Annotated in this window: 22 protein-coding genes and 2 pseudogenes; 13 read left to right on the forward strand and 11 right to left on the reverse strand. The window is 71.1% G+C overall.

Translation table 11 applies throughout. The features are described 5' to 3' along the window. Positions 1-168: 168 nt before the first annotated feature. Positions 169-597, reverse strand: a complete 429-nt coding sequence (gene mce / locus R4Z63_RS22755; RefSeq protein ID WP_031148310.1) for a methylmalonyl-CoA epimerase — start codon at positions 595-597, stop codon at positions 169-171. Between the two features lie 135 nt (positions 598-732). On the opposite strand from mce, the gene R4Z63_RS22760 reads away from it, so the two are divergent. Both R4Z63_RS22760 and meaB read left to right on the forward strand, forming a co-directional pair. Further along, a complete protein-coding gene (locus R4Z63_RS22760; protein ID WP_037927984.1) occupies positions 733-1,932 on the forward strand; it encodes an acetyl-CoA C-acetyltransferase in 1,200 nt (399 codons plus the stop codon). Between the two features lie 88 nt (positions 1,933-2,020). After that, positions 2,021-2,980: a methylmalonyl Co-A mutase-associated GTPase MeaB gene (gene meaB / locus R4Z63_RS22765; RefSeq protein ID WP_037927986.1), complete on the forward strand. Its 960-nt coding sequence runs from the start codon at positions 2,021-2,023 to the stop codon at positions 2,978-2,980. Positions 2,981-3,062: 82 nt separating this feature from the next. Here meaB and R4Z63_RS22770 read toward each other — a convergent pair whose 3' ends face one another. The 4 genes from R4Z63_RS22770 to R4Z63_RS22785 all read right to left on the reverse strand — a co-directional run bounded on the left by R4Z63_RS22770 (position 3,063) and on the right by R4Z63_RS22785 (position 5,707). Continuing rightward, positions 3,063-3,539: a MarR family winged helix-turn-helix transcriptional regulator gene (locus R4Z63_RS22770; protein WP_037928634.1), complete on the reverse strand. Its 477-nt coding sequence runs from the start codon at positions 3,537-3,539 to the stop codon at positions 3,063-3,065. Between the two features lie 64 nt (positions 3,540-3,603). Beyond that, positions 3,604-4,404, reverse strand: coding sequence for an AIM24 family protein (locus R4Z63_RS22775; RefSeq protein WP_384445614.1), 801 nt, complete (start codon positions 4,402-4,404; stop codon positions 3,604-3,606). 14 nt (positions 4,405-4,418) lie between these two features. Continuing rightward, the gene (locus tag R4Z63_RS22780) at positions 4,419-5,069 is read right to left on the reverse strand and encodes an AIM24 family protein (RefSeq protein WP_037927990.1); all 651 of its coding nucleotides are present in this window, start codon (positions 5,067-5,069) and stop codon (positions 4,419-4,421) included. Then, positions 5,069-5,707 carry an AIM24 family protein gene (locus tag R4Z63_RS22785; protein WP_037927992.1) on the reverse strand — a complete coding sequence of 213 codons (639 nt, stop codon included), beginning with the start codon at positions 5,705-5,707 and terminating at the stop codon, positions 5,069-5,071. The genes R4Z63_RS22780 and R4Z63_RS22785 overlap by 1 nt, the downstream gene beginning before the upstream one ends. Before the next feature lie 188 nt (positions 5,708-5,895). Between R4Z63_RS22785 and R4Z63_RS22790 the strand changes: the two genes are divergently transcribed. Both R4Z63_RS22790 and R4Z63_RS22795 read left to right on the forward strand, forming a co-directional pair. Next, entirely contained in the window at positions 5,896-6,240 is a 345-nt protein-coding gene (locus R4Z63_RS22790) for a DUF3817 domain-containing protein (protein WP_037927996.1), read from the forward strand. Beyond that, entirely contained in the window at positions 6,237-6,533 is a 297-nt protein-coding gene (locus tag R4Z63_RS22795) for an MTH1187 family thiamine-binding protein (protein ID WP_384445520.1), read from the forward strand. The genes R4Z63_RS22790 and R4Z63_RS22795 overlap by 4 nt, the downstream gene beginning before the upstream one ends. Before the next feature lie 196 nt (positions 6,534-6,729). Here the strand turns inward: R4Z63_RS22795 and R4Z63_RS22800 are convergent, their stop codons facing one another. Next, positions 6,730-7,764, reverse strand: coding sequence for a glycoside hydrolase family 6 protein (locus tag R4Z63_RS22800; RefSeq protein WP_384445522.1), 1,035 nt, complete (start codon positions 7,762-7,764; stop codon positions 6,730-6,732). Between the two features lie 131 nt (positions 7,765-7,895). Beyond that, positions 7,896-8,654: pseudogene (locus R4Z63_RS22805) on the reverse strand (ArsR/SmtB family transcription factor); the annotation flags it as partial. Between R4Z63_RS22805 and R4Z63_RS22810 the strand changes: the two are divergent. The 4 genes and pseudogenes from R4Z63_RS22810 to icmA form a co-directional block, all read left to right on the forward strand. Continuing rightward, positions 8,583-9,275: pseudogene (locus R4Z63_RS22810) on the forward strand (MFS transporter); the annotation flags it as partial. The pseudogenes R4Z63_RS22805 and R4Z63_RS22810 sit on opposite strands and share 72 nt — an antisense overlap. Positions 9,276-9,296: 21 nt before the next feature. Beyond that, positions 9,297-9,806 carry a MarR family winged helix-turn-helix transcriptional regulator gene (locus tag R4Z63_RS22815; RefSeq protein WP_384445524.1) on the forward strand — a complete coding sequence of 170 codons (510 nt, stop codon included), beginning with the start codon at positions 9,297-9,299 and terminating at the stop codon, positions 9,804-9,806. 63 nt (positions 9,807-9,869) lie between these two features. Beyond that, positions 9,870-10,199, forward strand: a complete 330-nt coding sequence (locus R4Z63_RS22820) for a DUF3817 domain-containing protein (RefSeq protein WP_037928005.1) — start codon at positions 9,870-9,872, stop codon at positions 10,197-10,199. 87 nt (positions 10,200-10,286) lie between these two features. Beyond that, on the forward strand, positions 10,287-11,987 hold the full coding sequence (gene icmA, locus R4Z63_RS22825; RefSeq protein WP_037928007.1) for a coenzyme B12-dependent isobutyryl-CoA mutase large subunit: 1,701 nt from the start codon (positions 10,287-10,289) through the stop codon (positions 11,985-11,987). Between the two features lie 131 nt (positions 11,988-12,118). On the opposite strand, the gene R4Z63_RS22830 is transcribed toward icmA, so the two are convergent. Continuing rightward, positions 12,119-12,739: a TetR/AcrR family transcriptional regulator gene (locus R4Z63_RS22830; RefSeq protein ID WP_037928641.1), complete on the reverse strand. Its 621-nt coding sequence runs from the start codon at positions 12,737-12,739 to the stop codon at positions 12,119-12,121. 264 nt (positions 12,740-13,003) lie between these two features. Here R4Z63_RS22830 and R4Z63_RS22835 point away from each other — a divergent pair, with 264 nt between their 5' ends. The 4 genes from R4Z63_RS22835 (at position 13,004) to R4Z63_RS22850 (ending at position 17,232) form a co-directional block, all read left to right on the forward strand. After that, positions 13,004-14,002, forward strand: a complete 999-nt coding sequence (locus R4Z63_RS22835) for a tetratricopeptide repeat protein (protein WP_384445527.1) — start codon at positions 13,004-13,006, stop codon at positions 14,000-14,002. Positions 14,003-14,618: 616 nt separating this feature from the next. Further along, complete coding sequence (locus tag R4Z63_RS22840; protein ID WP_384445529.1) at positions 14,619-15,260, forward strand: DUF6230 family protein; 642 nt, start codon at positions 14,619-14,621, stop codon at positions 15,258-15,260. 108 nt (positions 15,261-15,368) lie between these two features. Beyond that, positions 15,369-15,971, forward strand: a complete 603-nt coding sequence (locus R4Z63_RS22845) for a DUF6114 domain-containing protein (protein ID WP_384445531.1) — start codon at positions 15,369-15,371, stop codon at positions 15,969-15,971. Beyond that, positions 15,961-17,232 (forward strand): hypothetical protein, encoded by a 1,272-nt coding sequence (locus tag R4Z63_RS22850; RefSeq protein WP_384445533.1) that lies wholly within the window; start codon positions 15,961-15,963, stop codon positions 17,230-17,232. The genes R4Z63_RS22845 and R4Z63_RS22850 overlap by 11 nt, the downstream gene beginning before the upstream one ends. A 99-nt stretch (positions 17,233-17,331) precedes the next feature. Here the strand turns inward: R4Z63_RS22850 and pyk are convergent, their stop codons facing one another. The 3 genes from pyk to pta all read right to left on the reverse strand — a co-directional run bounded on the left by pyk (position 17,332) and on the right by pta (position 22,237). Next, the gene (gene pyk / locus R4Z63_RS22855) at positions 17,332-18,762 is read right to left on the reverse strand and encodes a pyruvate kinase (RefSeq protein WP_037928021.1); all 1,431 of its coding nucleotides are present in this window, start codon (positions 18,760-18,762) and stop codon (positions 17,332-17,334) included. Between the two features lie 61 nt (positions 18,763-18,823). Further along, a complete protein-coding gene (locus R4Z63_RS22860) occupies positions 18,824-20,038 on the reverse strand; it encodes an acetate kinase (protein ID WP_037928022.1) in 1,215 nt (404 codons plus the stop codon). A 108-nt stretch (positions 20,039-20,146) separates the two neighbouring features. Further along, entirely contained in the window at positions 20,147-22,237 is a 2,091-nt protein-coding gene (gene pta, locus R4Z63_RS22865) for a phosphate acetyltransferase (RefSeq protein ID WP_037928024.1), read from the reverse strand. A 235-nt stretch (positions 22,238-22,472) separates the two neighbouring features. Here pta and R4Z63_RS22870 point away from each other — a divergent pair, with 235 nt between their 5' ends. Beyond that, positions 22,473-23,498: an ATP-dependent 6-phosphofructokinase gene (locus R4Z63_RS22870; protein ID WP_037928025.1), complete on the forward strand. Its 1,026-nt coding sequence runs from the start codon at positions 22,473-22,475 to the stop codon at positions 23,496-23,498. The last annotated feature ends 75 nt before the right edge of the window (positions 23,499-23,573 follow it).

Consider the following 23,573-nt stretch of genomic DNA (forward strand, 5'->3'; position numbering starts at 1 on the left):
GGTCGCAAGCTCACTCCCAATGAGCATCGCTCGCCCGCTGAACGACGCCCCCGGGGGAATGGTGTCAGATACCGGGGCAGGGGTCACAGGCCCCGACCCTCTCCGCACCGAACCCCGGCCGAGCCATGGCCACTCTACCGGCCGGGGAATCGGGCCATCAGTGGTCCATCAATGGTCGGGGCCGGAGGTGACCAGTTCGGTGAGGACTCCGTGGCAGTCCTTGGGGTGCAGGAAGGTGATCGAGGAGCCCATCGAACCGGTGCGGGGCTGGTCGTAGAGCACGCGGACGCCCTTGCCGCGGATGGCCTCCGAGTCGCCCCGGACGTCCTCGGTGCCGAAGGCGATGTGGTGCACGCCCTCGCCGTTCTTGGCGAGCCACTTGCCCACGGCGGAGTCCTCGCGGGTGGGCTCCAGGAGCTGGATGTAGGAGGCGCCGCCGTCGGAGGTTTCGTTGATCTTCAACATGGCCTCGCGGACGCCCTGCTCCTCGTTGACCTCGGTGTGGAACACCTCGAAGCCGTACGTGGCACGGTAGAACTCGACAGTCTTGTCCAGGTCGAAGCAGGCGATCCCGATGTGGTCGATTCTTGTCAGCATGGGGACAGTGCACTCCTGAAGGGGGCGGTCACGCAACGTGCGCGCGATCACACCGGCAGCCCGGTGACCGCTGCGGTACCGCCCAGTACATTCACGTAAACCCTCGTTCACTCCTCATCCAAGGGGCTGTGCCTCATGTCCGGATCGAACAACACCACCTCCGTGATCGTCGCCGGGGCCCGCACGCCCATGGGGCGGCTGCTCGGCTCGCTGAAGTCCTTCTCGGGCGCCGACCTCGGCGGCTTCGCCATCAAGTCCGCGCTGGAGCGGGCCGGGATCTCCGGCGACCAGGTCCAGTACGTGATCATGGGCCAGGTGCTCCAGGCCGGCGCGGGTCAGATCCCCGCCCGCCAGGCGGCGGTCAAGGCCGGCATCCCGATGAACGTGCCGGCCCTGACCATCAACAAGGTGTGCCTGTCCGGCCTGGACGCGATCGCGCTGGCCGACCAGCTGATCCGCGCCGGCGAGTTCGACATCGTCGTCGCGGGCGGCCAGGAGTCGATGACCAACGCCCCGCACCTGCTGCCGAAGTCCCGCGAGGGCTACAAGTACGGCGCGATCGAGATGCTGGACGCGATGGCCTACGACGGCCTCACCGACGCCTTCGAGAACATCGCGATGGGCGAGTCCACCGAGAAGCACAACACCCGCCTGGGCATCGAGCGCGGCCCGCAGGACGCGTTCGCCGCCGCCTCCCACCAGCGTGCGGCCGCCGCCCAGAAGAACGGCGTCTTCGAGGCGGAGATCACCCCGGTCGAGATCCCGCAGCGCAAGGGCGACCCGGTGATCTTCTCCACCGACGAGGGCATCCGCCCCGAGACCACGGTGGAGTCGCTCGGCAAGCTGCGGCCCGCCTTCGCCAAGGACGGCACGATCACCGCCGGCACCTCCTCGCAGATCAGCGACGGCGCGGCCGCCGTGGTCGTGATGAGCAGGGCGAAGGCCGAGGAGCTCGGCCTGGAGTGGATCGCGGAGATCGGCGCCCACGGCAATGTGGCGGGCCCGGACAACTCCCTCCAGTCGCAGCCGTCGAACGCGATCCTGCACGCCCTGAAGAAGGAGGGTCTGGAGGTTTCCGACCTGGACCTCATCGAGATCAACGAGGCCTTCGCGGCGGTCGCCGTGCAGTCAATGAAGGATCTGGGCGTGACCCCGGAAAAGGTGAACGTCAACGGCGGTGCGATCGCCCTGGGCCACCCGATCGGCATGTCCGGGGCCCGCGTGGTGCTGCACCTGGCGCTGGAGCTCAAGCGCCGCGGCGGCGGGGTCGGCGCGGCCGCGCTGTGCGGCGGCGGCGGCCAGGGTGACGCGCTGATCGTCCGCGTCGCCAAGTAGTCGCCGAGTAAGCGGCCCGGCCGCCGGGCCGGAACCGGGCCCGGCGGCCCGCACGTATCCCGTACGAGAACCGAGGAGCGCAGCACGCATGACGGTGGACGTCCCCCAGCTGGTGGCCCAGGCGCGGGAGGGCCGGCCGAGAGCGGTGGCCCGGTTGATCTCGCTGGTCGAGGGGGCGTCCCCGCAGCTGCGTGAGGTGATGGCCGCGCTGGCCCCGCTGACGGGCGGGGCGTACGTGGTGGGCCTGACGGGATCGCCGGGCGTGGGCAAGTCGACCTCGACGTCCGCGCTGGTGTCGGCGTACCGCAGGACCGGCAAGCGCGTGGGCGTCCTCGCCGTGGACCCGTCCTCGCCCTTCTCCGGCGGGGCGCTGCTCGGCGACCGGGTGCGGATGTCGGACCACGCCTCGGACCCGGGGGTCTACATCCGCTCCATGGCCACCCGCGGCCACCTGGGCGGTCTCGCCTGGGCCGCCCCGCAGGCGATCCGGGTGCTGGACGCGGCCGGCTGCGACGTGATCCTGGTCGAGACGGTCGGCGTCGGGCAGTCGGAGGTGGAGATCGCCTCGCAGGCGGACACCTCGGTGGTGCTGCTGGCTCCGGGGATGGGCGACGGGATCCAGGCTGCCAAGGCGGGCATCCTGGAGATCGGCGACGTGTACGTGGTCAACAAGGCCGACCGGGACGGCGCGGACGCCACCGCCCGCGAGCTGAACCACATGCTGGGGCTGGGCGAGGCGCGCGGCCGGGACGACTGGCGGCCGCCGATCGTGAAGACGGTGGCGGCCCGCGGGCAGGGCATCGACGAGGTCGTCGAGGCGTTGGAGAAGCACCGGGCGTGGATGGACGAGCGCGGCGTGCTCGCCGAGCGGCGGGCTGCGCGGGCCGCCCGGGAGGTCGAGACGATCGCCGTCACGGCGCTGCGGGCGCGGATGGCCGACGTGCACGGGGACGCGCACCTCGGCGCGCTGGCCGCCCGGGTCGCCGAGGGCGAGCTGGATCCGTACGCGGCGGCCGACGCCCTCCTGGCGACCCTGACGGAGGCCTGACGGCCCCGGCCGGGCAGCGGGCGGATCGCCCCGCCCGCTGCCGGGCGGGGCGATCCGGGCGCCCGGACCGACCTGGACCGGCTCAGACCTTGCCGCGGGTGCCGCGCAGGTGCTCCGCGACCGGGGTCAGGGAGGTGCGCAGCGCCGCCAGGGCCTCCGGCGGCAGCAGGTCGATGAAGTGCCGGCGGACGGACGCCACGTGGTGCGGGGCGACCTTCCGCATCGTCTCCATGCCCTCGTCCGTGAGCACCGCGTACAGGCCGCGGCGGTCGGACTCGCAGTTGACCCGGCGGACCAGGCCCGCCGTCTCCATGCGCGTGATCTGGTGCGAGAGCCGGCTCTTGGACTGCAGGGTCGCGGTCGCGAGATCGCTCATGCGCATCCGGTGCTCCTGCGACTCCGAGAGGTTCACGAGGATCTCGTAGTCGTTGTTGGTGAGTCCGAAGGGCTGGAGATCCTTTTCCAGCTGGTGCATGAGCAGCCTGCTGACGTCCAGGTGAGTGCGCCAGGCGCACTGCTCCGCGTCGGTGAGCCAGCGCGTTGCCGTCTCGGTCTCCATGGTCTCCATGAATGAACTCTACCTAAAAAGTTGAATTGCGTACAAAGGTCGAAAGTCCCCGCCGTTACAGTCCCAGGCGCCGCTGGAGATCACCCAGCTGTCCCGGCATCCTCGGCACACCCACCTGCCCCAGGGGTCCCTGGCCGGCCCCCGGCACGCCCTGTGCGTTGCCCGTGGCCGCCCCGGCACCCACCGTGCCGACCGACTGCTCCGCCATCAGCATCTCCGAGGACTGCAGCAGCACCGTCCCCGCTCCGACGAACTCGAACTGGTGCTCCTCGCCCGAGGTTCCCCCGATGCCGGTCAGCGAGCGCAGTCCGCCCATCACGCCGGACATGTAGCCGTGATCGTAATGGTGACAGGGAGACGGGCAGTCCGCCCATCCGACGAGCGCCTGCGGGTCCACGCGCAGCGGCGGCTCCATAAACACCACCGGCCCGTTGGAAGCCGCCACGAACTTCCCGGTCCCGATCAGTGTCAGGAAGCCCGGGACGATCGACTGCTTCAGGGCGAGCGAGGGCTGGTAGGCGAGCAGGTTGCCCGAGCGGATCGTCAGGTTCCCGTCGTCCAGGTCGTACGAGTTCACATCGAACGCCCGGTCGGCCAGCAGCATCTTGCCCTGACCCTCGGCGACCACCCAGTCGCTGGCGTGCAGCGGGGAGTGGAAACTGGTGCGCAGCAGGCGGTCGAAGCGCCCGTTGCCGATGCCGTTGAACTCGATGCGCCCGTAGTACGAGATCATCTTGCCCTTCTGCAGGAACCACTGGCTCCCCTTGAGCTCCACGCAGAAGGTGTAGGCGTTCACGTTGTCGTCCGACGGCAGCGTGTACGGGTCGAAGACCGTCGGGCCACCGGGCCCGCCCATCACGGGGCCAAAGTTCACAGCTTCTCCTCGGAGGCCTGTACGTACACCGCGCCCTGGCCAGACAGTTCCAGCTGGAACGCCTCGCCCGAGCCGCGCCCCACCATGTCCCGCCAGCCGAGGGCGGTGGAGAGCTTGTTCCTGACGTCCCCGTGGTGGGCCACGTACGCCTGCGGGTCCACGTGGACCGGCCGGTTCGCGGTGATCGGGAGTTCCATGACCCCGCCGTGGGCCATCACGGCGACCGAGCCGTGGCCCTTGAGGGTGGTGGTGAAGAGGCCCTGTCCGGTCACCTGGCCGCGGACCATGCCCATGACCCCGCCCTGCGACCCCATGAACATCGTGCCCTGCTGGAGGGTGCCGTCGAAGGCGAGCAGCCGGTCGGCCTCCACGTAGAGGGTTTCGCCGGTCAGATTGATCACCTGGATGTGGTGGCCGCCGTGCCCGAACATCACGGTCCCGCTGCCCTCGACCGCCATCAGCGGGGTCTGCTCGTTGGCCACGCGGCGCCCGATCATGCCCATGACGCCGCCCTGACCGCCCGTCATGCTCGGGGTGAAGGAGACGTCGCCGCGGTAGGCGAGCATCGCGCCGCGCTGGCTGAACATCTTCTGACCCGGGACGACCTGGGCCTCGACCATCTTCGAGTTGATCTCGCGGAACGGCATCAGAGATCGCCCCCGACGGTGTTGCGTTCGCTCGGCTGCACGTAGACCAGGCCCTCGCCCTCGAAGCGGATCTGGAACGCCTCGCCGGAGCCCTCGCCGATCAGCGTGCGGAAGGTCACGCCGGACTGGAAGGACTGCTGGAGGTTGCCGGTGTGCGCGATGTACGCCCCCGGGTCGACGGACAGCGGGTACTGGGCGCTCACGCGCAGCACCACGGCCGGGCCGTCGGAGATGATCGCGGCCTGCCCCGAGCCCTCCACCGTCGTGGTGAACAGACCGTTGCCCGTCGAGGCGCCGCGCAGACCGGTGAACGTGGTGCCGGTGCGCAGGCCGGCGTCCGTGCACAGCAGGTTGCTGGACTCGACGTGGAGCTTTTCACCGTGCAGATTGACCAGATTGATCTCACTTGCGCGGTCGGCGAAGAAGCAGGTGCCGTGCCCCTGTACCTCCATCACCGTCATCTGTTCGCCGGTCAGCCGGCGGGTCACCATGCCGCGGAGGCCTTCGCCACCGCCGGTCATCTTCTTGAAGGCCATCTGCCCGTCGTACGCGACCATGGAGCCGTTCTTCGCTTTCACGGCGTCCCCGGTCAGGTCGACGGCCAGCACCTTGCTGCCTTGGAGTCGGAACTGAGCCACGGGAAGACGTTATCGGCAGGGGGCGGACCCGAACAGAGTCCCGTGGCCGGATATATGACACACCCGGGCGTTTGGGAGCGATCCCGGTCCGGCCCGGCCCGTGCCGCGGCGGAGGGGCCGGGTCAAGATCCCGCAAAGCGGCTGAGACACTGGATGGCGACCCCGGCCTCCCTCCCCGAAGGTTCCACGTGGACATCAAGACCGCCTCCGCCCTGCACCGCCTGCGCCTCGTCTCCGTCCCGGAGGCGCTGTCGTTCCCGGCCCTGCTGATCTTCGGCTCGCTGCTGAGCCGGGTCTCGGACATCGACTACCTGCTGCTGCCGCTGGGCCTGCTGCACGCGTTCCTGTTCATGGTCTACTCGGTGCTGCTGCTGGACGTGTGGTACAAGGCGAAGTGGCCGTTCAAGAAGGCCCTGTTCTTCTTCGTCCTCTCGGTGGTGCCCCTGGGCGGCCTCTACGGCGACAAGCTGCTCAAGCGCGAAGAGGCCGACAGCGTGGTCGCGGCCCGTGCCCGTGAGGCGGCCCGGGCGTGATCGTCGCGTTCTCGGTGACCCCGCTCGGGGTCGGTGAAGAGGTGGGCGAGTACGTCGCCGACGCCGTCCGCGTGGTCCGCGAGTCAGGGCTCCCGAACCGCACCGACGCCATGTTCACCACCGTCGAAGGTGAGTGGAACGAGGTCATGGACGTGATCCGGCGCGCGGTCGCCGCCGTCGAGGAGCGGGCGCCCCGTGTCTCCTTCATCCTGAAGGCCGACATCCGCCCCGGCGTCACCGACGGGATCACCTCGAAGGTGGAGACGGTGGAGCGTCACCTCGCGCAGGGGTGAACGACCCGTTCCCGCCCCACGCCACGAGCACCCCCGGCCGATCGGCCGGGGGCGCTCGCGCACGCCCGGACCCCAATCCGGCTGACCGCGCTCACTGTTGAGCGATCGCTCGCAGCGTGGGAACGGGGGGTGGCCGCACCTCGCGGCGTCGCCGTCGGGCGTCCGGGTGCGCCCGGCGCTGCTCCGCGGACACGGCCTACGAGGCGCCCCGTGCCCGGCGGGCCAGGCCGAGGGCCTGTTCGGACCACCAGGCGCCGGCCGCCGGGCCACCGCGGCAGGTTCCGTCGGACTCGCCGGGCCGTTTCACCCAGAGGTACGCGTCCACGAGCGGGTCGCCGGTCCGGTCGGTCGGCGGCGTGCCGAGCGCGCGGCCCGGCGGGTTGCAGGAAACGTGTCCGCGGTCACCCGGCAGGGGCCCCTCGCCGTTGCGGCCGGTGTCGACGACGAAGTGCCGGCCCTCGACCGCCCGGGAGAGCTTCGCGCCGTAGGCCCGTACGGCCGCGTCCGGCTGGAAGCCGGAGACGTTGAGGGCGAAGCCGTCGGCACGGTCGAGGCCCGCGCGGCGGAGCGGGCCGGCGAGATCCGCCGGGTCGCGGATCCACGTCGGCCCGCCGGCGTCCAGATAGACCTTCGTGTGGCGGTTCCGCTTGAGCCGGTCGACGGCCTCGGAGAGCAGCCGGTAGCGCTCGGCGCGGTGCTCGGCGCGCACGCAGCCGTCGACGGCGTGCGCGACGGCGTGCGGCTCCAGCACGACGAGGGCCCGGGCGTCGCCGATGGCATCGGCGAACGCGTCGATCCAGTCGCGGTAGGCGCGGGCGTCGGCGGCGCCGCCCGCGGGCGGCTGCCCGCAGCCGCGGGGCGGGATGTGGTGCGCGGCCAGGACCAGCGTCCGCCCGGAGGCCTTCGCGGCCGCGCGGGCCCGGCGGATCCCGGGTCCGGGATCGCCCGGTCGTCCCCACAGGGCGACCGGCCGGTCCGCGATCCGGCGCAGTACCTGGGCGTCGGCGTAGCGGCCCGTCGCCTCCCAGGCCGCGACCTGCCGGGCGGCCTCGCTGTCGGGGTCCACCCAGAACGGGGACTCGCCGTGGGCGGCCGTGGCCGTGGGGCCGGCGGCTTGGCCGGCGGCGGGACCGCGCGGCCCATGATCCGGCGCGGTGGTGCAGGCGGCGGCCGCGGCGAGGAGCAGGAGGAGGCCGAGGACGGCGACGGGCCTGGGAGCGACGGGTGGCATCCGGATTCCTCGCGACGAAGGGTCGGGGGCAGGCCGTGAGGCGGTGAGGCGGTGACGCAGTAGGGATGTATGACCGGAATATGGTGACATGACGGTCCGTCGGCTCGGTCGTGCGACACCGCCCGCGCCGGTCAGTCGGCGGCGCTCCCGGTGGTGAGGGCGATGGCCAGCGGGGTGCGTTCGTAGAGGACCTGGTGCCCGCGGCGGACGGAGATGAGCAAACCTGCGGCCTGCAGGATCCCCAGGTGGGTCGAGACGGTGGAGGGGGCCAGGCCGAGGCGGTGGGCCAGGGCGGTCGTGGACGCCGGCTCCTCCAGCGCGCACAGGACGTCCGCCCGGGCCCGGCCCAGCAGCCGGGTCAGCGCGGTCGGTGTGTCCTGGTCCGCCGGGGTCCACAGGGCGCCGATGCCGCGCGCCGGATAGACGACGGTCGGCTGCCAGGGCGGGTCGAAGCCGCCCGCGATCTGCGGCCAGACGAAGGCGCTCGGCATGAGCAGCAGCCCCTGGCCGCCCAGCACCCGGTCGTGGTGGCTGGGCCGCTCGATGGTGAGGGTGAGAGACGCGGGGTCCCAGGAGAGATCAGGGTGCAGGCCGTCGAAGAGGGACGCCAGCCCGCCGGCGGCCAGACGGCGGGTGTGGAAGAGGACGTCCGCCTCCAGCAGGGCCCGCAGTCGGGGCCAGTGCGGCTCGACCAGTACGCCCCAGCCCCGCTCCAGCAGGTCGGCCAGTTCCCGTACCGACCGGGCCGGATCGGCGAGCAGGGCCCGGCCCGGCTCGCTGTCGAGCGCGCCCGGCGTGCACGCCAACGACCTGCGGATGTCCTCGCGCGCAGCGGCCGGGTCGGCCGCCCGGATCACCGCGAGCTCCTCCTCGGAGGAGACGCCCGGACCTCCGCGATCGCCGGGATGCGGGCCGTCCTGGGGCGTTGCCGGCTGCGGGCGCTCACCCTGTTGTTCTGGCTTCCGCCCGTCTTCCTCGTCGTCCCCGAGGCGCTGCTCGCCGCGTACGCCGACGGCATCGGCGCCGGGACCGGCGTCCTCGGCCTGATGATGTGCGCCATGCCCGTCGGCACCCTGGCCGGGGAGCTCTGGGCGGGCTCCGCGCTCAGTGCGCGGACGCGTTCGCGGATCGTCGCCCCGCTCGCCGCCGGCGGCCTGCTGCCGTTCCTCCTCTACGCCGGCCGGCCGGGCGTGCCCGTCGCCCTGCTCGCGCTGCTGCTCGCCGGGCTGGCCCACGCCTACACCCTGGGGCTGGACCAGTGGTACGTGGACGCCGTCCCCGACGGGTTGCGCGGCCGGGCGATGACCCTGCTCAGCACCGGCCTGATGACCCTCCAGGGAGCAGGCATGGCTCTGGCCGGGGTCGCCGCCGAGTTCTTCCCGGTGCACGGGGTCGTCACGGGGGCCGGGGTGCTCGGTACGGCCGTCGCCCTGGCTCTCCTGGCCGAACTCCGCTGCGCGGTCCGGCAGGAGGAGCGACTGAGGGATGAGACGGCCCCCGCCGTGAAGTGACCTCCCGGTAGGGTCGGAGGCGTGCCCAAGCCGCTCAGCCTTCCCTTCGACCCCATCGCCCGCGCCGACGAGCTCTGGCAGCAGCGCTGGGGGCCCGTGCCCTCGATGGCCGCGATCACCTCGATCATGCGCGCCCACCAGATCCTGCTCGGCGAGGTCGACGCGGTCGTCAAGCCGTACGGGCTGACCTTCGCGCGCTACGAGGCGCTGGTGCTGCTCACCTTCTCCAAGGCGGGCGAGCTGCCGATGTCGAAGATCGGCGAGAGGCTGATGGTTCACCCGACCTCGGTGACCAACACCGTGGACCGGCTGGTGAGGTCCGGGCTGGTCGCCAAGCGGCCCAACCCGAACGACGGCCGAGGCACCCTCGCCTCCATCACGGAGAAGGGCCGCGAGGTCGTCGAGGCCGCCACGAAGGACCTGATGGCCATCGACTTCGGCCTCGGCGCCTACGACGCCGAGGAGTGCGGCGAGATCTTCGCCCTGCTCCGCCCGCTGCGGGTGGCCGCCGCCGACTTCGAGGAGTCCTGAGGCCGCCCCGCGATCCCGGGGCCGCGTCAAGATCGAGCAAAACGGACGGTTAGGCTCGTCGGCATGAAACGAAGCGTGCTGACCCGCTACCGCGTCATGGCCTACGTGACCGCGGTCATGCTCCTGATCCTGTGCGCCTGCATGGTGGCGAAGTACGGCTTCGACACCGGGGCCGATCTGACCTTCGTGGTGTCGCAGACCCACGGTGTGCTGTTCATGATCTACCTGGTGTTCGCCTTCGACCTGGGATCCAAGGCGAAGTGGCCCTTCGGCAGGCTGCTGTGGGTGCTGGTGTCGGGCACGATCCCGCTGGCCGCCTTCTTCGTCGAGCGCACGGTCCGCGCCGAGGTGGAGCCGCTGATCGACGACTCGCTCGCGACCGCGAAGGCCTGACGACGAGGCGAGCGTCACCCGCCCCCGGGACGACTCCCGGGGGTTTCCCATCGACATTTACTAGGACGTCCTAGTAAATTCGTGGGTATGGACGCTGACGCCATCGAGGAGGGCCGCCGCCGCTGGCAGGCCCGTTATGACAAGGCCCGCAAGCGCGAGGCAGACTTCACCACGCTCTCCGGCGATGAGGTCGAACCCGTCTACGGGCCCCGGCCCGGCGACGCGTACGAGGGCTTCGAGCGGATCGGCTGGCCGGGGGAGTACCCGTACACGCGCGGCCTGCACGCCACCGGCTACCGCGGCCGGACCTGGACCATCCGCCAGTTCGCCGGCTTCGGGAACGCCGAGCAGACGAACGAGCGCTACAAGATGATCCTGGCCGCCGGCGGCGGCGGGCTCTCGGTCGCCTTCGACATGCCGACCCTCATGGGCCGCGACTCCGACGACCCCCGCTCCCTCGGCGAGGTCGGCCACTGCGGCGTCGCCATCGACTCCGCCGCCGACATGGAGGTCCTCTTCAAGGACATTCCCCTCGGCGACGTCACGACCTCCATGACGATCTCGGGCCCCGCCGTGCCCGCCTTCTGCATGTACCTGGTCGCCGCCGAGCGCCAGGGCGTGGACCCCGCCGTCCTGAACGGCACCCTCCAGACGGACATCTTCAAGGAGTACATCGCCCAGAAGGAGTGGCTCTTCGAGCCGGAGCCGCACCTGCGCCTCATCGGCGACCTCATGGAGTACTGCGCGAAGGGCATCCCGGCCTACAAGCCGCTGTCCGTCTCCGGCTACCACATCCGCGAAGCCGGGGCCACGGCCGCGCAGGAGCTCGCGTACACCCTCGCCGACGGCTTCGGCTACGTGGAGCTGGGCCTCTCCCGCGGCCTGGACGTGGACCACTTCGCCTCCGGGCTCTCCTTCTTCTTCGACGCGCACCTCGACTTCTTCGAGGAGATCGCCAAGTTCCGCGCGGCCCGCCGGATCTGGGCGCGCTGGATGAAGGAGGTCTACGGGGCCCGGAACGAGAAGTCGATGTGGCTGCGCTTCCACACGCAGACCGCGGGCGTCTCCCTCACCGCGCAGCAGCCCTACAACAACGTCGTGCGCACCGCCGTGGAAGCCCTCGCGGCCGTCCTCGGCGGCACCAACTCGCTGCACACCAACGCCCTCGACGAGACCCTCGCGCTGCCGAGCGAGCAGGCTGCCGAGATCGCCCTGCGCACCCAGCAGGTGCTGATGGAGGAGACCGGCGTCGCCAACGTGGCGGACCCGCTGGGCGGCTCCTGGTTCGTGGAGCAGCTCACCGACCGCATCGAGGCCGACGCCGAGCGGATCTTCGAGCAGATCAAGGAGCGCGGCCTGCGCGCCCACCCCGACGGGCAGCACCCCATCGGTCCGATCACCTCGGGCATCCTGCGCGGCATCGAGGACGGCTGGTTCACCGGCGAGATCGCCGAGTCCGCCTTCCAGTACCAGCGCTCGCTGGAGAAGGGCGACAAGCGGGTCGTCGGCGTCAACGTCCACCACGGATCGGTCACCGGCGACCTGGAGATCCTGCGGGTCAGCCACGAGGTGGAGCGCGAACAGGTCCGCATGCTCGCCGATCGCAAGGCCCGCCGCGACGACGCCAAGGTCGCCGCCTCCCTGAAGGCCATGCTGGACGCCGCCCGCGACGGGTCGAACATGATCCCCGCCATGCTGGACGCGGTCCGCGCCGAGGCCACGATGGGCGAGATCTGCAACACGCTGCGCGACGAATGGGGCACCTACACCGAGCCCCCGGGCTTCTGAGGCCGGGTCCCGCCCCGGAGAGCGCGCGGAAGGCCGGTCGCGGCGCCCGTACGGTGACGCCGTGACCGGCCTTCCCCTGCCCGTACGGAGCGTGAGCGCGCACGGGGTGAGGAACAGGGGCGGCTGCGGCCTCAGGCGGCGGCCGCGCCGCGCAGGCCGTGCATCAGGAGGGTGGTGAAGGCTGCCACCCAGAGCTCGTCCACCGGCTCCGAGCTCACCAGGGCGCGGTGCACCACGGTGCCCGCGATCACGTCGAAGATCAGGTCCGTGGTGTGGCCGGCGAGGAAGTCGTCCTCCTCGTGGGGGAGTTCGCCGCGGGCCTGGGCCCGTTCGCGGCCCAGGACGACGAGACGTTTCTGCCGGTCCACGATCGCCGACCGGATCCGGTCGCGCAGGGCCTCGTCCCGGGTGGACTCGGCGACCACCGCCATCAGGGCCGTACGGGCCTCCGGGCGCCGCAGCAGCTCCGCGAAGCGCAGGACCACGTACTCGATGTCGGCTTCCAGGGAGCCCCGGTCCGGCAGTTCGAGCGAGTCGAAGAGCTCCGCGACCGCGTCCACGACCAGCTCGCTCTTGCCCGCCCAGCGCCGGTACAGGGTGGTCTTGGCGACGCCCGCGCGGGCCGAGACGTCGCCCATGGTCAGCTTCGACCAGCCCAGCTCGACCAGCGCGTCCCGGGTGGCGGCGAGGATGGCGGCGTCCGCGGCCGCGCTGCGGGGGCGACCGGTGCGGCCGGGGCTCGGGTTGCGCATGGCCGAGACCATACCCGCCGGTAGCCGAACGGGCCGCTGTGGTTCAGATCACGGGCGCCGCGGGGGCGCGCCGGGCCCCCGGGAGAGTTACGCTACGGCTCGTAGCGTAAGAGCGACAACCACGCGACGAGCTACAGGCGCCAGGTGGGGACCCGGCGCCGCCCAGCAAGACGATCGCAGTGGACGTGACGGCACGGACGTGACGGCACGGCCAATTCGCGCGATCTTTTTCGTCGGCGCGCGCACACGGGGGAGGATGTACGCATGCAGCCCAGAAACATGTCCATGAGCGGCGTCGTCGACCTCGCCGCGGTGAAGGCGGCCGGCGAGGCCAAGGCCAAGGCCGAGCAGGCCCGCGCGGAAGCGGCGCGGCAGGCCGCTCAGGGGGGCGCGGCCGCTCCGGCCGCCGGCGCCGTCCCGCCCTCGGCACTCGTCGTCGACGTCGACGAGGCCGGCTTCGAACGCGACGTGCTCCAGCTCTCCGCCGAGGTCCCGGTCGTCCTGGACTTCTGGGCCGAGTGGTGCCAGCCGTGCAAGCAGCTCAGCCCGCTCCTGGAGCGCCTGACCGTCGAGGCGAACGGCCGCCTCGTGCTGGCCAAGGTGGACGTCGACGCCAATCAGATGCTGATGCAGCAGTTCCAGATCCAGGGCATCCCGGCCGTCTTCGCCGTGGTTGCCGGTCAGGTGCTGCCGCTGTTCCAGGGCGTCGCCCCCGAGCAGCAGGTCCGCGAGACCCTCGCCCAGCTGGTCCAGGTCGCCGAGGAGCGCTTCGGGATCATCGGCCTGCAGGTGGACCCGAACGCCGAGGGCGCCGCCGAGACCATCCCGGCCGAGGCGCCGGCCGGACCGTACGACGCGCTGCTGGAGGCGGCCGTCGTCGCACTGGATGCAGGCGACCTGGGCGGTGCGGTGCAGGCGTACAAGAACGTGCTCGCGGACGACCCGGGCAACACCGAGGCCAAACTCGGGTTGGCCCAGGCCGAGCTGCTCGCCAGGGTCCAGCACATGAACCCGCAGCAGGTGCGCACGGCCGCCGCCGAGAATCCGCGCGATCCGGCGGCCCAGATCGCCGCGGCCGACCTCGATCTGGTCGGCGGCCACGTGGAGGACGCCTTCGGGCGCCTGGTGGACACCGTGAAGGTCACGTTCGGTGACGATCGCGATGCGGTGCGGCTGCGGCTTCTCGAACTGTTCGAGGTCATCGGCGCCGACGATCCGAGGGTGACGGCGGCGCGGACGGCGCTGGCGCGGGTGCTCTTCTAGGGCGGCTCCGGTGCGGTTCCGAGCCGGTCCTGGGAAGGGCTCGGAGGTCGGTGGACCGCCGACGATTTGTTGACACGTAGATAAACAGCGGCCGCGCTTTGCCAAAACTTGGCATTCGCGGCCGCTGTTACTCGCAGTAAATCGAACCCCGTGAACTGTCCGGTGTGTTCACCATTCCGCCATTCTGTCGTGGCCCTCGGCGGCACCCTGCGTTGCCGACGGACGGTTACGGGCAGCATGCAGGTTATCTGGCCGTTACCCGCCAGTAACGAACCCTCTTGTGCCCCGGCCGGGAATGGACCACGATCGGCGACGCTCGGTCCTTCCCGCAGAGCCGCTCACTCGGAGCCGCGGTGAAGGGTCCCCACCGGGCCGGCCGGTGGCAGTGGCACCGGCCGTGGGACAGGGGGGTCTCCGCCGCACGGGCGGGGCCTGTCCTCCAGGTTGCGCGAACGCGTGGCCCAGTGGTTGTCGCTCGGGGGTGAACGCCGGTGTATCGGACGTGGCACGGCCGCGGCCGGCCCGCCTGCGCTCCTTCCCGAGGACGTAGCACTTCTCCCATCCCAGGACGGGCGCGGCCCGGACCGGAGATGTACGTCCGAGAAGGAGGAACGAAATGAGTTCTCAGGTTCGTGGCGGGACCAGATGGAAGCGCTTCGCGCTCGTCATGGTGCCGAGCATCGCGGCCACGGCCGCGGTCGGTGTGGGTCTGGCGCAGGGTGCCCTTGCGGCGTCCTTCAGCGTCTCCGGCCAGGACTTCAAGGTCACGGCCGACAAGCTCGACGGTGACAACCTCATCCAGTACGGCGGCATCGCCGAGGGGCACGACCTCAAGGGCAATGCGCAGCACCACCCGGTGACCATCTCCGGGTTCAGCCACGCCGAGATCACCAACATGTGCCAGTCGCTGGTGACCCCGACGCCGCTGGGCAACATCACGCTGCAGCTGCGCACCGGCCACAAGGGCAAGCCGGCCGTCGCCGACAACATCTACCTGGATGTGGCGGAGCTCGACACCGACGCCGAGTTCAAGAACCTGGACATCGGTGTCGCGGTCGGCGACCAGAGCCACAAGACCAAGCCGCAGGCCGGCACGGTCGCCAGCCCGTACGCGTTCTCGCAGCGCGCGGACAAGGCGATCCTGACCAACGTGCGCCAGAAGGCGTGGGCGACCACGGCCGGCACGTTCAAGCTGCCCGACCTGAAGCTGCGCCTGCTCGGTGGCGACCAGCCGTGCTACCAGGACATCAAGGACTGAGTCCGTCCCGGTGAATGACCGGACGGGCGGGTGGCGACGGCTGTCCCCGCCCGCCCGTCCGGGCTCCACAGAGTTCTCCGTACCACCGTTTCCAGGGAGCTGTTGTCCATGAACCCCCAGGCCCCGGTTTACGTTCGCGCAGAAGACGACGCCTGGCTCACCGTGGTGTACTACCACTTCCATGCCTGGAGCGGTCGCCGTCCCTTCTGGGCCGGGCTGTTCACGCTCCTCGGTGGCTTCCCGATCGCGTACTTCCCCTATGCGGACCTCCGGTTGGGCAACGTCAGTCTCGCGATGGCCACCACCGGTGGCGCCGGTGCGCTGATCATCGGTGTACTGCTGATCACGCTGGGCCTGGCCCTCTGGTTCCAGCAGTCCATCCGGGTCTTCGCCGGAGTCGCCTCGATCCTGCTGGCCCTGGTGTCCCTGCCGGTGTCCAACCTCGGCGGCTTCGGGATGGGCTTCGTCCTCTCCCTCATCGGCGGCGCACTCGCCCTGTCGTGGGTGCCCGGACAGCCCGCGGAGGAGGTGCCCGCCGACCGGCAGGCGGCCGTCCAGCAGCCCGCGGTCCAGCAGCCGGGCGCGGTCGCCCTGGGCAAGACGGATGCGGCGCCCGGAGCCCTGGACGTTCCGGGCCCCCGCGAGACGGAGACGGCACACGCGAGCGAGACGACTGCCCACGCCGATGGCGGGAGGAACAGTGCGGGGTGACGAGACGCAGCGGGGCGTGGCCCCAGGCGCAGAGTCCCGTGAGAAGACGGGCCCGCGGCACGCGGCGCCCAGGAAGTCCCTGCTGAACAAGATCCAGATACCCGTCGGCAGGACGATGGCGCTGGCGGCGATGCCGACGGCCGTTTTCGTCGGGATGGGCATGGCGCCCAAACTGGCCGTGGCCGACGACAAGGAGATCCCCTTCGCGCCGGGGCCGTGCGTGACGCGGTCCGACGAGCCGGCGGAGACCGAGTCGAAGTCCCCGTCCCCCACGCCCTCCAAGACGGCCTCGCCGAGCACCTCGCCCAGCGCGTCGCCCGCAGCCTCCACCGCCGCGAAGCCGAAGGCGAGCCCTTCCCCTTCGGCGACCGGCTCCCCGTCGGCGAGCACCCCGGCGCCGGCCGCCACCACGCCTGCGCCGGCACCCACGAAGTCCGCGAACCCGCTGGACCCCCTCGGCGTGGGCGACAAGCTCAAGGACCTCTTCGACGGGCTGGGCAAGCCGCTGGAGCCGAAGGCGGACCCGACGCCCACGGCCACGCCCTCCACGACGGCGAAGCCGGCCCCGGACCCTGCGGCGGAAGCGATCAGGCGCGCCGCCGAGCAGGCCGGTGCCACGGTCGAGGAGCTGCCCGACGAGGTCAAGGACACCGTCAGGAAGCCCAAGGACGAGAAGCCCAAGGACGAGACACCCGAGGACGAGGGCGACGAGGGTGACGAGGGCGAGGACGCGACCGAGCCCGGGACGACGAAGGACCCGGACGGGAAGGAACCCTTCCCCTGTCCGACCTACGACGCCGAGGCCCTGGCCAACGCCGAGCTGGAGCAGGGCATCCCGCTCCTGCCGGACGAGCCCTGGTACCTCGACAGCTCCCTGCTGACCCTCTACGGCCTCGACTACCACGGCATCGTCGAGGTGAAGACCGCCGGCGGCAAGGTGAAGAAGGTCCTGAAGTTCACCGCGGACTCGCTGGACATCAAGGACCTCTACCAGACGGTCGGCAAGGGCGGGAACGTCGCCCACCTGAAGTCGCGTCCGGGCTCCACGTCCAAGATCCGCGGCGGCACGGTGACGATGTACACCGAGAGCCTCAAGGGGAAGCTGTTCGGGCTGATCCCGATCGAGTTCACTCCGAACAGCCCGCCGCCCCTGAATGTCCCGTTCGCGTTCTTCACGGACGTCAAGGTCGTCCAGGCCGGCCAGTTCGGCGGCACCCTGACGGTCCCGGGACTGAAGAACTACATCGGTCCGCCCGAGTAGGCGGCACGCCGTACGGACGCACACCGAGGGCGGCACCCCGCGTCACCGCGGGGTGCCGCCCTCGGCCCCTGTGCGGCAGGGTCCGTGGCGATCGACGCGTCAGGCGTGGTCGACGCCGCCCAGGTGGTGCACCCGGACCATGTTGGTGGTGCCCGGTACGCCGGGGGGCGAGCCGGCGGTGATGATCATGGTGTCGCCCTCGTTGTAGCGGCCCAGCTTGAGCAGCTCGCCGTCGACCAGGTCGACCATCGCATCGGTGGTGTCCACGTGCGGGACGATGTACGACTCGACGCCCCAGCTCAGCGTGAGCTGGTTGCGGGTGTTGACGTCCGTGGTGAAGGCCAGGATCTGCTGGGTGGCGCGGTAGCGCGACAGGCGCCGGGCGGTGTCCCCGGACTGGGTGAAGGCGATGAGTGCCTGGCCGTCCAGGAAGTCGGCGATCTCGCACGCCGCGCGGGCCACGGATCCGCCCTGGGTGCGCGGCTTCTTGCCCGGGACCAGCGGCTGGAGGCCCTTGGAGAGGAGCTCCTCCTCGGCCGCCGCGACGATCTTCGACATCGTCTTGACGGTCTCGATCGGGTAGGCGCCCACGGAGGACTCGGCCGACAGCATGACCGCGTCCGCGCCGTCGAGGATGGCGTTGGCGACGTCGGACGCCTCCGCGCGCGTCGGGCGGGAGTTGGTGATCATCGACTCCATCATCTGGGTCGCGACGATCACCGGCTTGGCGTTGCGGCGGCACATCTCGATGAGCCGCTTCTGGACCATCGGGACCTTTTCGAGCGGGTACTCGACGGCGAGGTCGCCGCGGGCCACCATGACCGCGTCGAAGGCGGCGACCACGGCCTCCATGTTCTCGACGGCCTGCGGCTTCTCCACCTTGGCGATGACGGGGACCCGGCGGCCCTCCTCGTCCATCACCCGGTGGACGTCCTTGACGTCGTTGGCGTCGCGGACGAAGGACAGGGCGACCATGTCGCAGCCCATCCGCAGGGCGAAGCGGAGGTCGTCGACGTCCTTCTCCGACAGGGCGGGGACGTTCACGGCGGCACCCGGCAGGTTGATGCCCTTGTGGTCCGAGATGACACCGCCCTCGATGACGATGGTCCTGACCCGGGGGCCGTCGACCTCCGTCACCCGGAGCTCGACGTTGCCGTCGTTGATCAGGACCTGGTCGCCCTTGGCGACGTCGCCCGGGAGGCCCTTGTAGGTGGTGCCGCAGATGGACTTGTCACCCGGGACGTCCTCGGTGGTGATGACGAACTCGTCACCGCGCACCAGCTCGACGGGCCCCTCGGCGAAGGTCTCCAGGCGGATCTTCGGACCCTGGAGGTCGGCGAGGACGCCGACGGCGCGCCCGGTGTCCTCGGAGACCTGCCGGACGCGGTCGTACCGCTCCTGGTGTTCTGCCTGGGACCCGTGGCTGAAGTTGAATCGGGCCACGTTCATACCTGCCTCGATGAGCGCTTTCAGCTGCTCATACGAGTCGACGGCGGGGCCCAGCGTGCAGACGATTTTGGAACGGCGCATGACTGGATCCTATCGGTTTGTTTCGTAGCGGAATATTCCGACTGGTGGAAAGTCCAAGTGACTACTGGGTAACCAGCGCGTACGCCTGGGTGGCGATCTCCAGTTCCTCATCCGTCGGGACCACCGCAACGGCTACTCGGGCATCGTCCGCCGAAACCAGCCGCGGTTGCGGGGAACGCGCCGCGTTGGCCTCCGGATCCAGTACCAGGCCCAGCGCGGCCAGACCGTCCAGCGCCGCCTCGCGGACCTGGTGGGCGTTCTCGCCGACCCCGGCCGTGAACGCCACCGCGTCCACCCGCCCGAGGACCGCCGCGTAGGCCCCGATGTACTTCTTCAGCCGGTGGACGTACGCGGCGAAGGCCAGGCGCGCCGTCTCGTCGCCCTCGCCCGCACGCCGCAGCACCTCGCGCATGTCGTTGTCGCCGCACAGGCCCAGCAGACCGCTCTTCTTGTTCAGGAGCGAATCGATCTCATCCACCGAGAGGCCGCCGACCCGGGCCAGGTGGAGGACCACCGCAGGGTCGAGATCGCCCGAGCGGGTGCCCATGACCAGCCCCTCCAGCGGGGTCATGCCCATGGAGGTCTCCACGCAGGCACCGCCGCGCACGGCCGAGGCCGAGGCGCCGTTGCCCAGGTGCAGCACGATCACGTTCACGTCCTCGACCGGCCTGCCCAACAGGGCGGCCGTCGCCCGTGAGACGTAGGCGTGGGAGGTGCCGTGGAAGCCGTACCGCCGGATGGAGTACGCGTCGGCGGTCGCCGCGTCGATGGCGTACCGGGCCGCGTACTCCGGCATCGTGGAGTGGAAGGCGGTGTCGAAGACGGCGACCTGGGGGAGGTCCGCCCGCAGCGAGCGGGCCACCTCGATGCCCGTCACGTTCGCCGGGTTGTGCAGCGGGGCCAGAGGGATCAGCTTCCGGATCTCCGCCAGCACCTCGTCGTCGATCACGGTCGGCCGGGTGAACCGCGTCCCGCCGTGCACCACCCGGTGCCCGACCGCGGCCAGCTCGGGGGAGTCCAGGCCGAGGCCGTCGGCGGCGAGCTCGGCGGCGACGGCCTTCAGTGCGGCCTCGTGGTCCGCGATCGCGCCGACCCGCTCGCGCCTGCCGCCGGCCGCGGCGGGACCCGTGAGCGGCTCGTGCACCAGCCGGGAGGTCCCCTCTCCGATCCGCTCCACCAGGCCGGCGGCCAGACGCGACCGGTCCGCCATGTCGAGGAGCTGGTACTTGACCGAGGAGGAGCCGGAGTTGAGGACGAGTACGCGCGAAGCGGTCACGGTGGGGGTCTTTCCTTGTCGCGGGCGGTGACGGAGAAGGGCGGTGCGGAGGCGGAGGGGCGGGACGGGACGGGCCGAGCGGGGCGGCAGAGGCGGGAGGCGGGCCGCTCAGGCGCCGGCGACGGGCCCCGGTGCGCCCTGCGCCTGGATCGCCGTGATGGCCACGGTGGTGACGATGTCCTGGACGAGGGCGCCGCGCGAGAGGTCGTTCACGGGCTTGCGCAGACCCTGGAGCACCGGGCCGACCGCGACCGCGCCCGCCGAACGCTGCACGGCCTTGTACGTGTTGTTGCCCGTGTTCAGGTCGGGGAAGATCAGCACCGTCGCGCGGCCGGCCACCTCGGACCCGGGCAGCTTCGTCGCGGCGACGGAGGGTTCCACCGCCGCGTCGTACTGGATCGGACCCTCGACGGCCAGATCGGGCCGCCGCTCGCGGACGATCTCGGTGGCCTTGCGGACTTTGTCGACGTCCGCGCCCGAGCCGGAGGTGCCGGTCGAGTACGAGAGCATCGCGATCCGCGGCTCGACCCCGAAGGCGGCGGCGGTGGCGGCCGACTGGACGGCGATGTCGGCGAGTTGCTCGGCGTTCGGGTCCGGGTTGACCGCGCAGTCGCCGTACACGAGGACCCGGTCGGCCAGGCACATGAAGAAGACGGAGGAGACGATGGACGCCTCCGGTTTGGTCTTGATGATCTCGAACGCCGGGCGGATGGTCGCAGCGGTGGAGTGCACCGAGCCGGAGACCATGCCGTCGGCCAGGCCCCGCTCGACCATCAGGGTGCCGAAGTAGTTGACGTCGGTGACCACGTCGCCGGCCAGCTCGACGGTCATGCCCTTGTGCGCGCGGACCGAGGCGTAGTACTCGGCGAACCCCTCCCGCAGCGGCGACGTCGCCGGGTCGATGAGCTGCGCGCCCGAGACGTCGATGCCGAGGTCGCCGGCCTTCTTGAGGATCGCCTGCTCGTCGCCCAGCAGGGTCAGGTCGCACACGCTCCGGCGCAGCACCACGTCCGCGGCCCGCAGCACCCGCTCCTCGGTGCCCTCGGGCAGGACGACACGGCGGCGGCCGGAGCGGGCCCGCTCCAGCAACTCGTGCTCGAACATCATCGGCGTGACGCGCTCCGAACGGGTCACCGAGAGCAGGCCGCGCAGCTCGCCGGTGTCCACGTGGCGCTCGAAGAGGCCGAGCGCGGTCTCCAGCTTGCGCGGGGTCGCGGAGTTCAACCGGCTCTGCAGCGAGAAGAGTTCGGTGGCGGTCGGGAAGCTGTTGCCGGCCACGGACACCACGGGCGTGCCCGGTGCCAGCTTCGATGCCAGCGCCAGGATGTCCTTGCTCGGCCGCTCGTTCAGGGTGAGCAGCACGCCGGCGATCGGCGGGGTGCCCGAGGTGTGCGCGGCGAGTGCGCCGATCACGAGGTCCGAACGGTCGCCGGGGGTCACGACCAGGCAGCCGGGGGTCAGGGCGTTCAGGAAGTTCGGCAGCATCGCGCCGCCGAAGACGAAGTCCAGGGCGTCGCGGGCCAGGCCCGCGTCGTCGCCGAGGAGTACCTCGCCGCCGAGCGCCCGGGTGATCTGGGCGACGGTCGGGGCGGACAGCGACTTGTCGTCCGGCAGTACGTAGCAGGGCACGGGGAGGCGGGCCGCCAGCCGCTCGGCTATCAGGTCGCGGTCCTCCGCGGCCACCCGGTTGACGACCATCGCGACGACATGGCACCCCAGGCTCTCGTACGCGCGGTGGGCGTTGCGGGCCTCGGCGCGCACGTCCTCGGCGGGGCGGTTGGTGCCGCCCACGACGGGGACGACGACCGCGCCGAGTTCGTTGGCGAGGCGGGCGTTGAGCGCCAGTTCGTCGGGGAGGTTGGTCTCCGCGTAGTCGGTGCCCAGGACGAGCACGACCTCGTAGTCGCGGGCCAGCCGGTGGTAGCGGTCGACCAGCTGCGAGACGAGCTCGTCGGTGCCCTTCTCCGCCAGGATCGCCGACGCCTCGCGGTACTCCATCCCGTAGGCCGCCGAGGCGTCCTGGTCGATCCGGTAGCGGGCCTTGAGCAGGTCGAAGAGGCGGTCGGGCGCATCGTGGAGAAGTGGCCTGTACACGCCCACCCGGCCGGTCTGCCGGGTCAGGAGCTCCATGATCCCGAGTTCGACGACCTGCCGGCCGTCCCCCCGCTCGATGCCGGTCACGTACACGCTGCGCGTCACGCGTGCTCCCCGTCTCTCTTCGTGTGGTCGATCGACCCGGTTTGGATGCCTTTCCCTCTTGACAATACCTCTGTCAATGGATAGAGCGCCCGCCGGAACGTCGGCCCGGTCCGGCGGGTCCAAAGGCCCTCCGGACCGGGTGGTGCGGAGCGCGCCGCACTCCGCCAGCATGGAACAATCGGACAGGCGGCATCAATACGCCCTTCTTATGTACGGGAGCAGGAGACACAGCACGATGCGTATCGGAGTTCTCACCGCAGGCGGAGACTGCCCGGGCCTCAACGCTGTCATCCGGTCGGTCGTACACCGTGCCGTGGTCGGGCACGGGGACGAGGTCATCGGTTTCGAGGACGGCTTCAAGGGCCTCCTCGACGGCCACTTCCGCCCCCTCGACATCAATGCCGTCAGCGGCATCCTCGCCCGCGGCGGCACGATCCTCGGCTCGGCGCGCATGGAGCGGGCCCGTCTCCACGAGGCAGCCGAGAACGCGCAGGAGCTGGCCACCCGCTACGGCATCGACGCGCTCATCCCGATCGGCGGGGAGGGCACCCTGACCGCGGCCCGGATGCTGTCCGATGCCGGGATGCCGGTCGTCGGCGTGCCCAAGACCATCGACAACGACATCTCCTCCACCGACCGCACCTTCGGCTTCGACACCGCCGTCATGGTCGCCACCGAGGCCATCGACCGCCTCAAGACCACGGCCGAGTCCCACCAGCGCGTGATGGTGGTCGAGGTCATGGGCCGTCACGCGGGCTGGATCGCCCTGGAGTCCGGGATGGCCGGCGGCGCCCACGGGATCTGCCTGCCGGAGCGCCCCTTCGAGGTGGACGCCCTGGTCAAGATGGTCGAGGAACGCTTCGCCCGAGGGAAGAAGTTCGCCGTCGTCTGCGTCGCCGAGGGCGCGCACCCGGCCGAGGGCTCCATGCCGTACGAGAAGGGCGCGATCGACGCCTACGGCCACGAGCGCTTCGCCGGCATCGGCAACCGCCTCGCCATCGAACTGGAGCACCGCCTGGGCAAGGAGGCCCGCCCGGTCATCCTCGGCCACGTCCAGCGCGGCGGCACCCCCACCGCCTATGACCGCGTCCTCGCGACCCGCTTCGGCTGGCACGCCGTGGAGGCGGTCCACCGCGGCGAGTACGGCAACATGACCGCCCTGCGCGGCACCGACATCGTCATGGCCCCGCTCGCCCACGCGGTCACCGAGCTGAAGACCGTCCCCGAGGACCGCATGTACGAGGCCGAATCGGTCTTCTGACGCTCCCTCCCGGCCAGGCCCCGGCCGCCGCCGGCGTCTCGACCGCCGTGGCCTTCGCACCACTGCTCCGGGCGC

Source organism: Streptomyces sp. PL-29, from assembly GCF_058344425.1.

Excerpts from the sequence above, each read along its gene's own strand:
- R4Z63_RS22760 (WP_037927984.1), top strand. The coding sequence starts at position 733 with ATGTCCGGATCGAACAACACCACCTCCGTGATCGTCGCCGGGGCCCGC.
- R4Z63_RS22830 (WP_037928641.1), bottom strand. The coding sequence starts at position 12,739 with ATGCGCAACCCGAGCCCCGGCCGCACCGGTCGCCCCCGCAGCGCGGCC.
- pyk (WP_037928021.1), bottom strand. The coding sequence starts at position 18,762 with ATGCGCCGTTCCAAAATCGTCTGCACGCTGGGCCCCGCCGTCGACTCG.
- R4Z63_RS22845 (WP_384445531.1), top strand. The coding sequence starts at position 15,369 with ATGAACCCCCAGGCCCCGGTTTACGTTCGCGCAGAAGACGACGCCTGG.
- R4Z63_RS22870 (WP_037928025.1), top strand. The coding sequence starts at position 22,473 with ATGCGTATCGGAGTTCTCACCGCAGGCGGAGACTGCCCGGGCCTCAAC.
- R4Z63_RS22800 (WP_384445522.1), bottom strand. The coding sequence starts at position 7,764 with ATGCCACCCGTCGCTCCCAGGCCCGTCGCCGTCCTCGGCCTCCTCCTG.
- R4Z63_RS22840 (WP_384445529.1), top strand. The coding sequence starts at position 14,619 with ATGAGTTCTCAGGTTCGTGGCGGGACCAGATGGAAGCGCTTCGCGCTC.
- R4Z63_RS22770 (WP_037928634.1), bottom strand. The coding sequence starts at position 3,539 with ATGGAGACCGAGACGGCAACGCGCTGGCTCACCGACGCGGAGCAGTGC.
- R4Z63_RS22820 (WP_037928005.1), top strand. The coding sequence starts at position 9,870 with ATGAAACGAAGCGTGCTGACCCGCTACCGCGTCATGGCCTACGTGACC.
- R4Z63_RS22780 (WP_037927990.1), bottom strand. The coding sequence starts at position 5,069 with ATGCCGTTCCGCGAGATCAACTCGAAGATGGTCGAGGCCCAGGTCGTC.
- meaB (WP_037927986.1), top strand. The coding sequence starts at position 2,021 with ATGACGGTGGACGTCCCCCAGCTGGTGGCCCAGGCGCGGGAGGGCCGG.
- R4Z63_RS22835 (WP_384445527.1), top strand. The coding sequence starts at position 13,004 with ATGCAGCCCAGAAACATGTCCATGAGCGGCGTCGTCGACCTCGCCGCG.
- icmA (WP_037928007.1), top strand. The coding sequence starts at position 10,287 with ATGGACGCTGACGCCATCGAGGAGGGCCGCCGCCGCTGGCAGGCCCGT.
- mce (WP_031148310.1), bottom strand. The coding sequence starts at position 597 with ATGCTGACAAGAATCGACCACATCGGGATCGCCTGCTTCGACCTGGAC.
- R4Z63_RS22775 (WP_384445614.1), bottom strand. The coding sequence starts at position 4,404 with ATGGGCGGGCCCGGTGGCCCGACGGTCTTCGACCCGTACACGCTGCCG.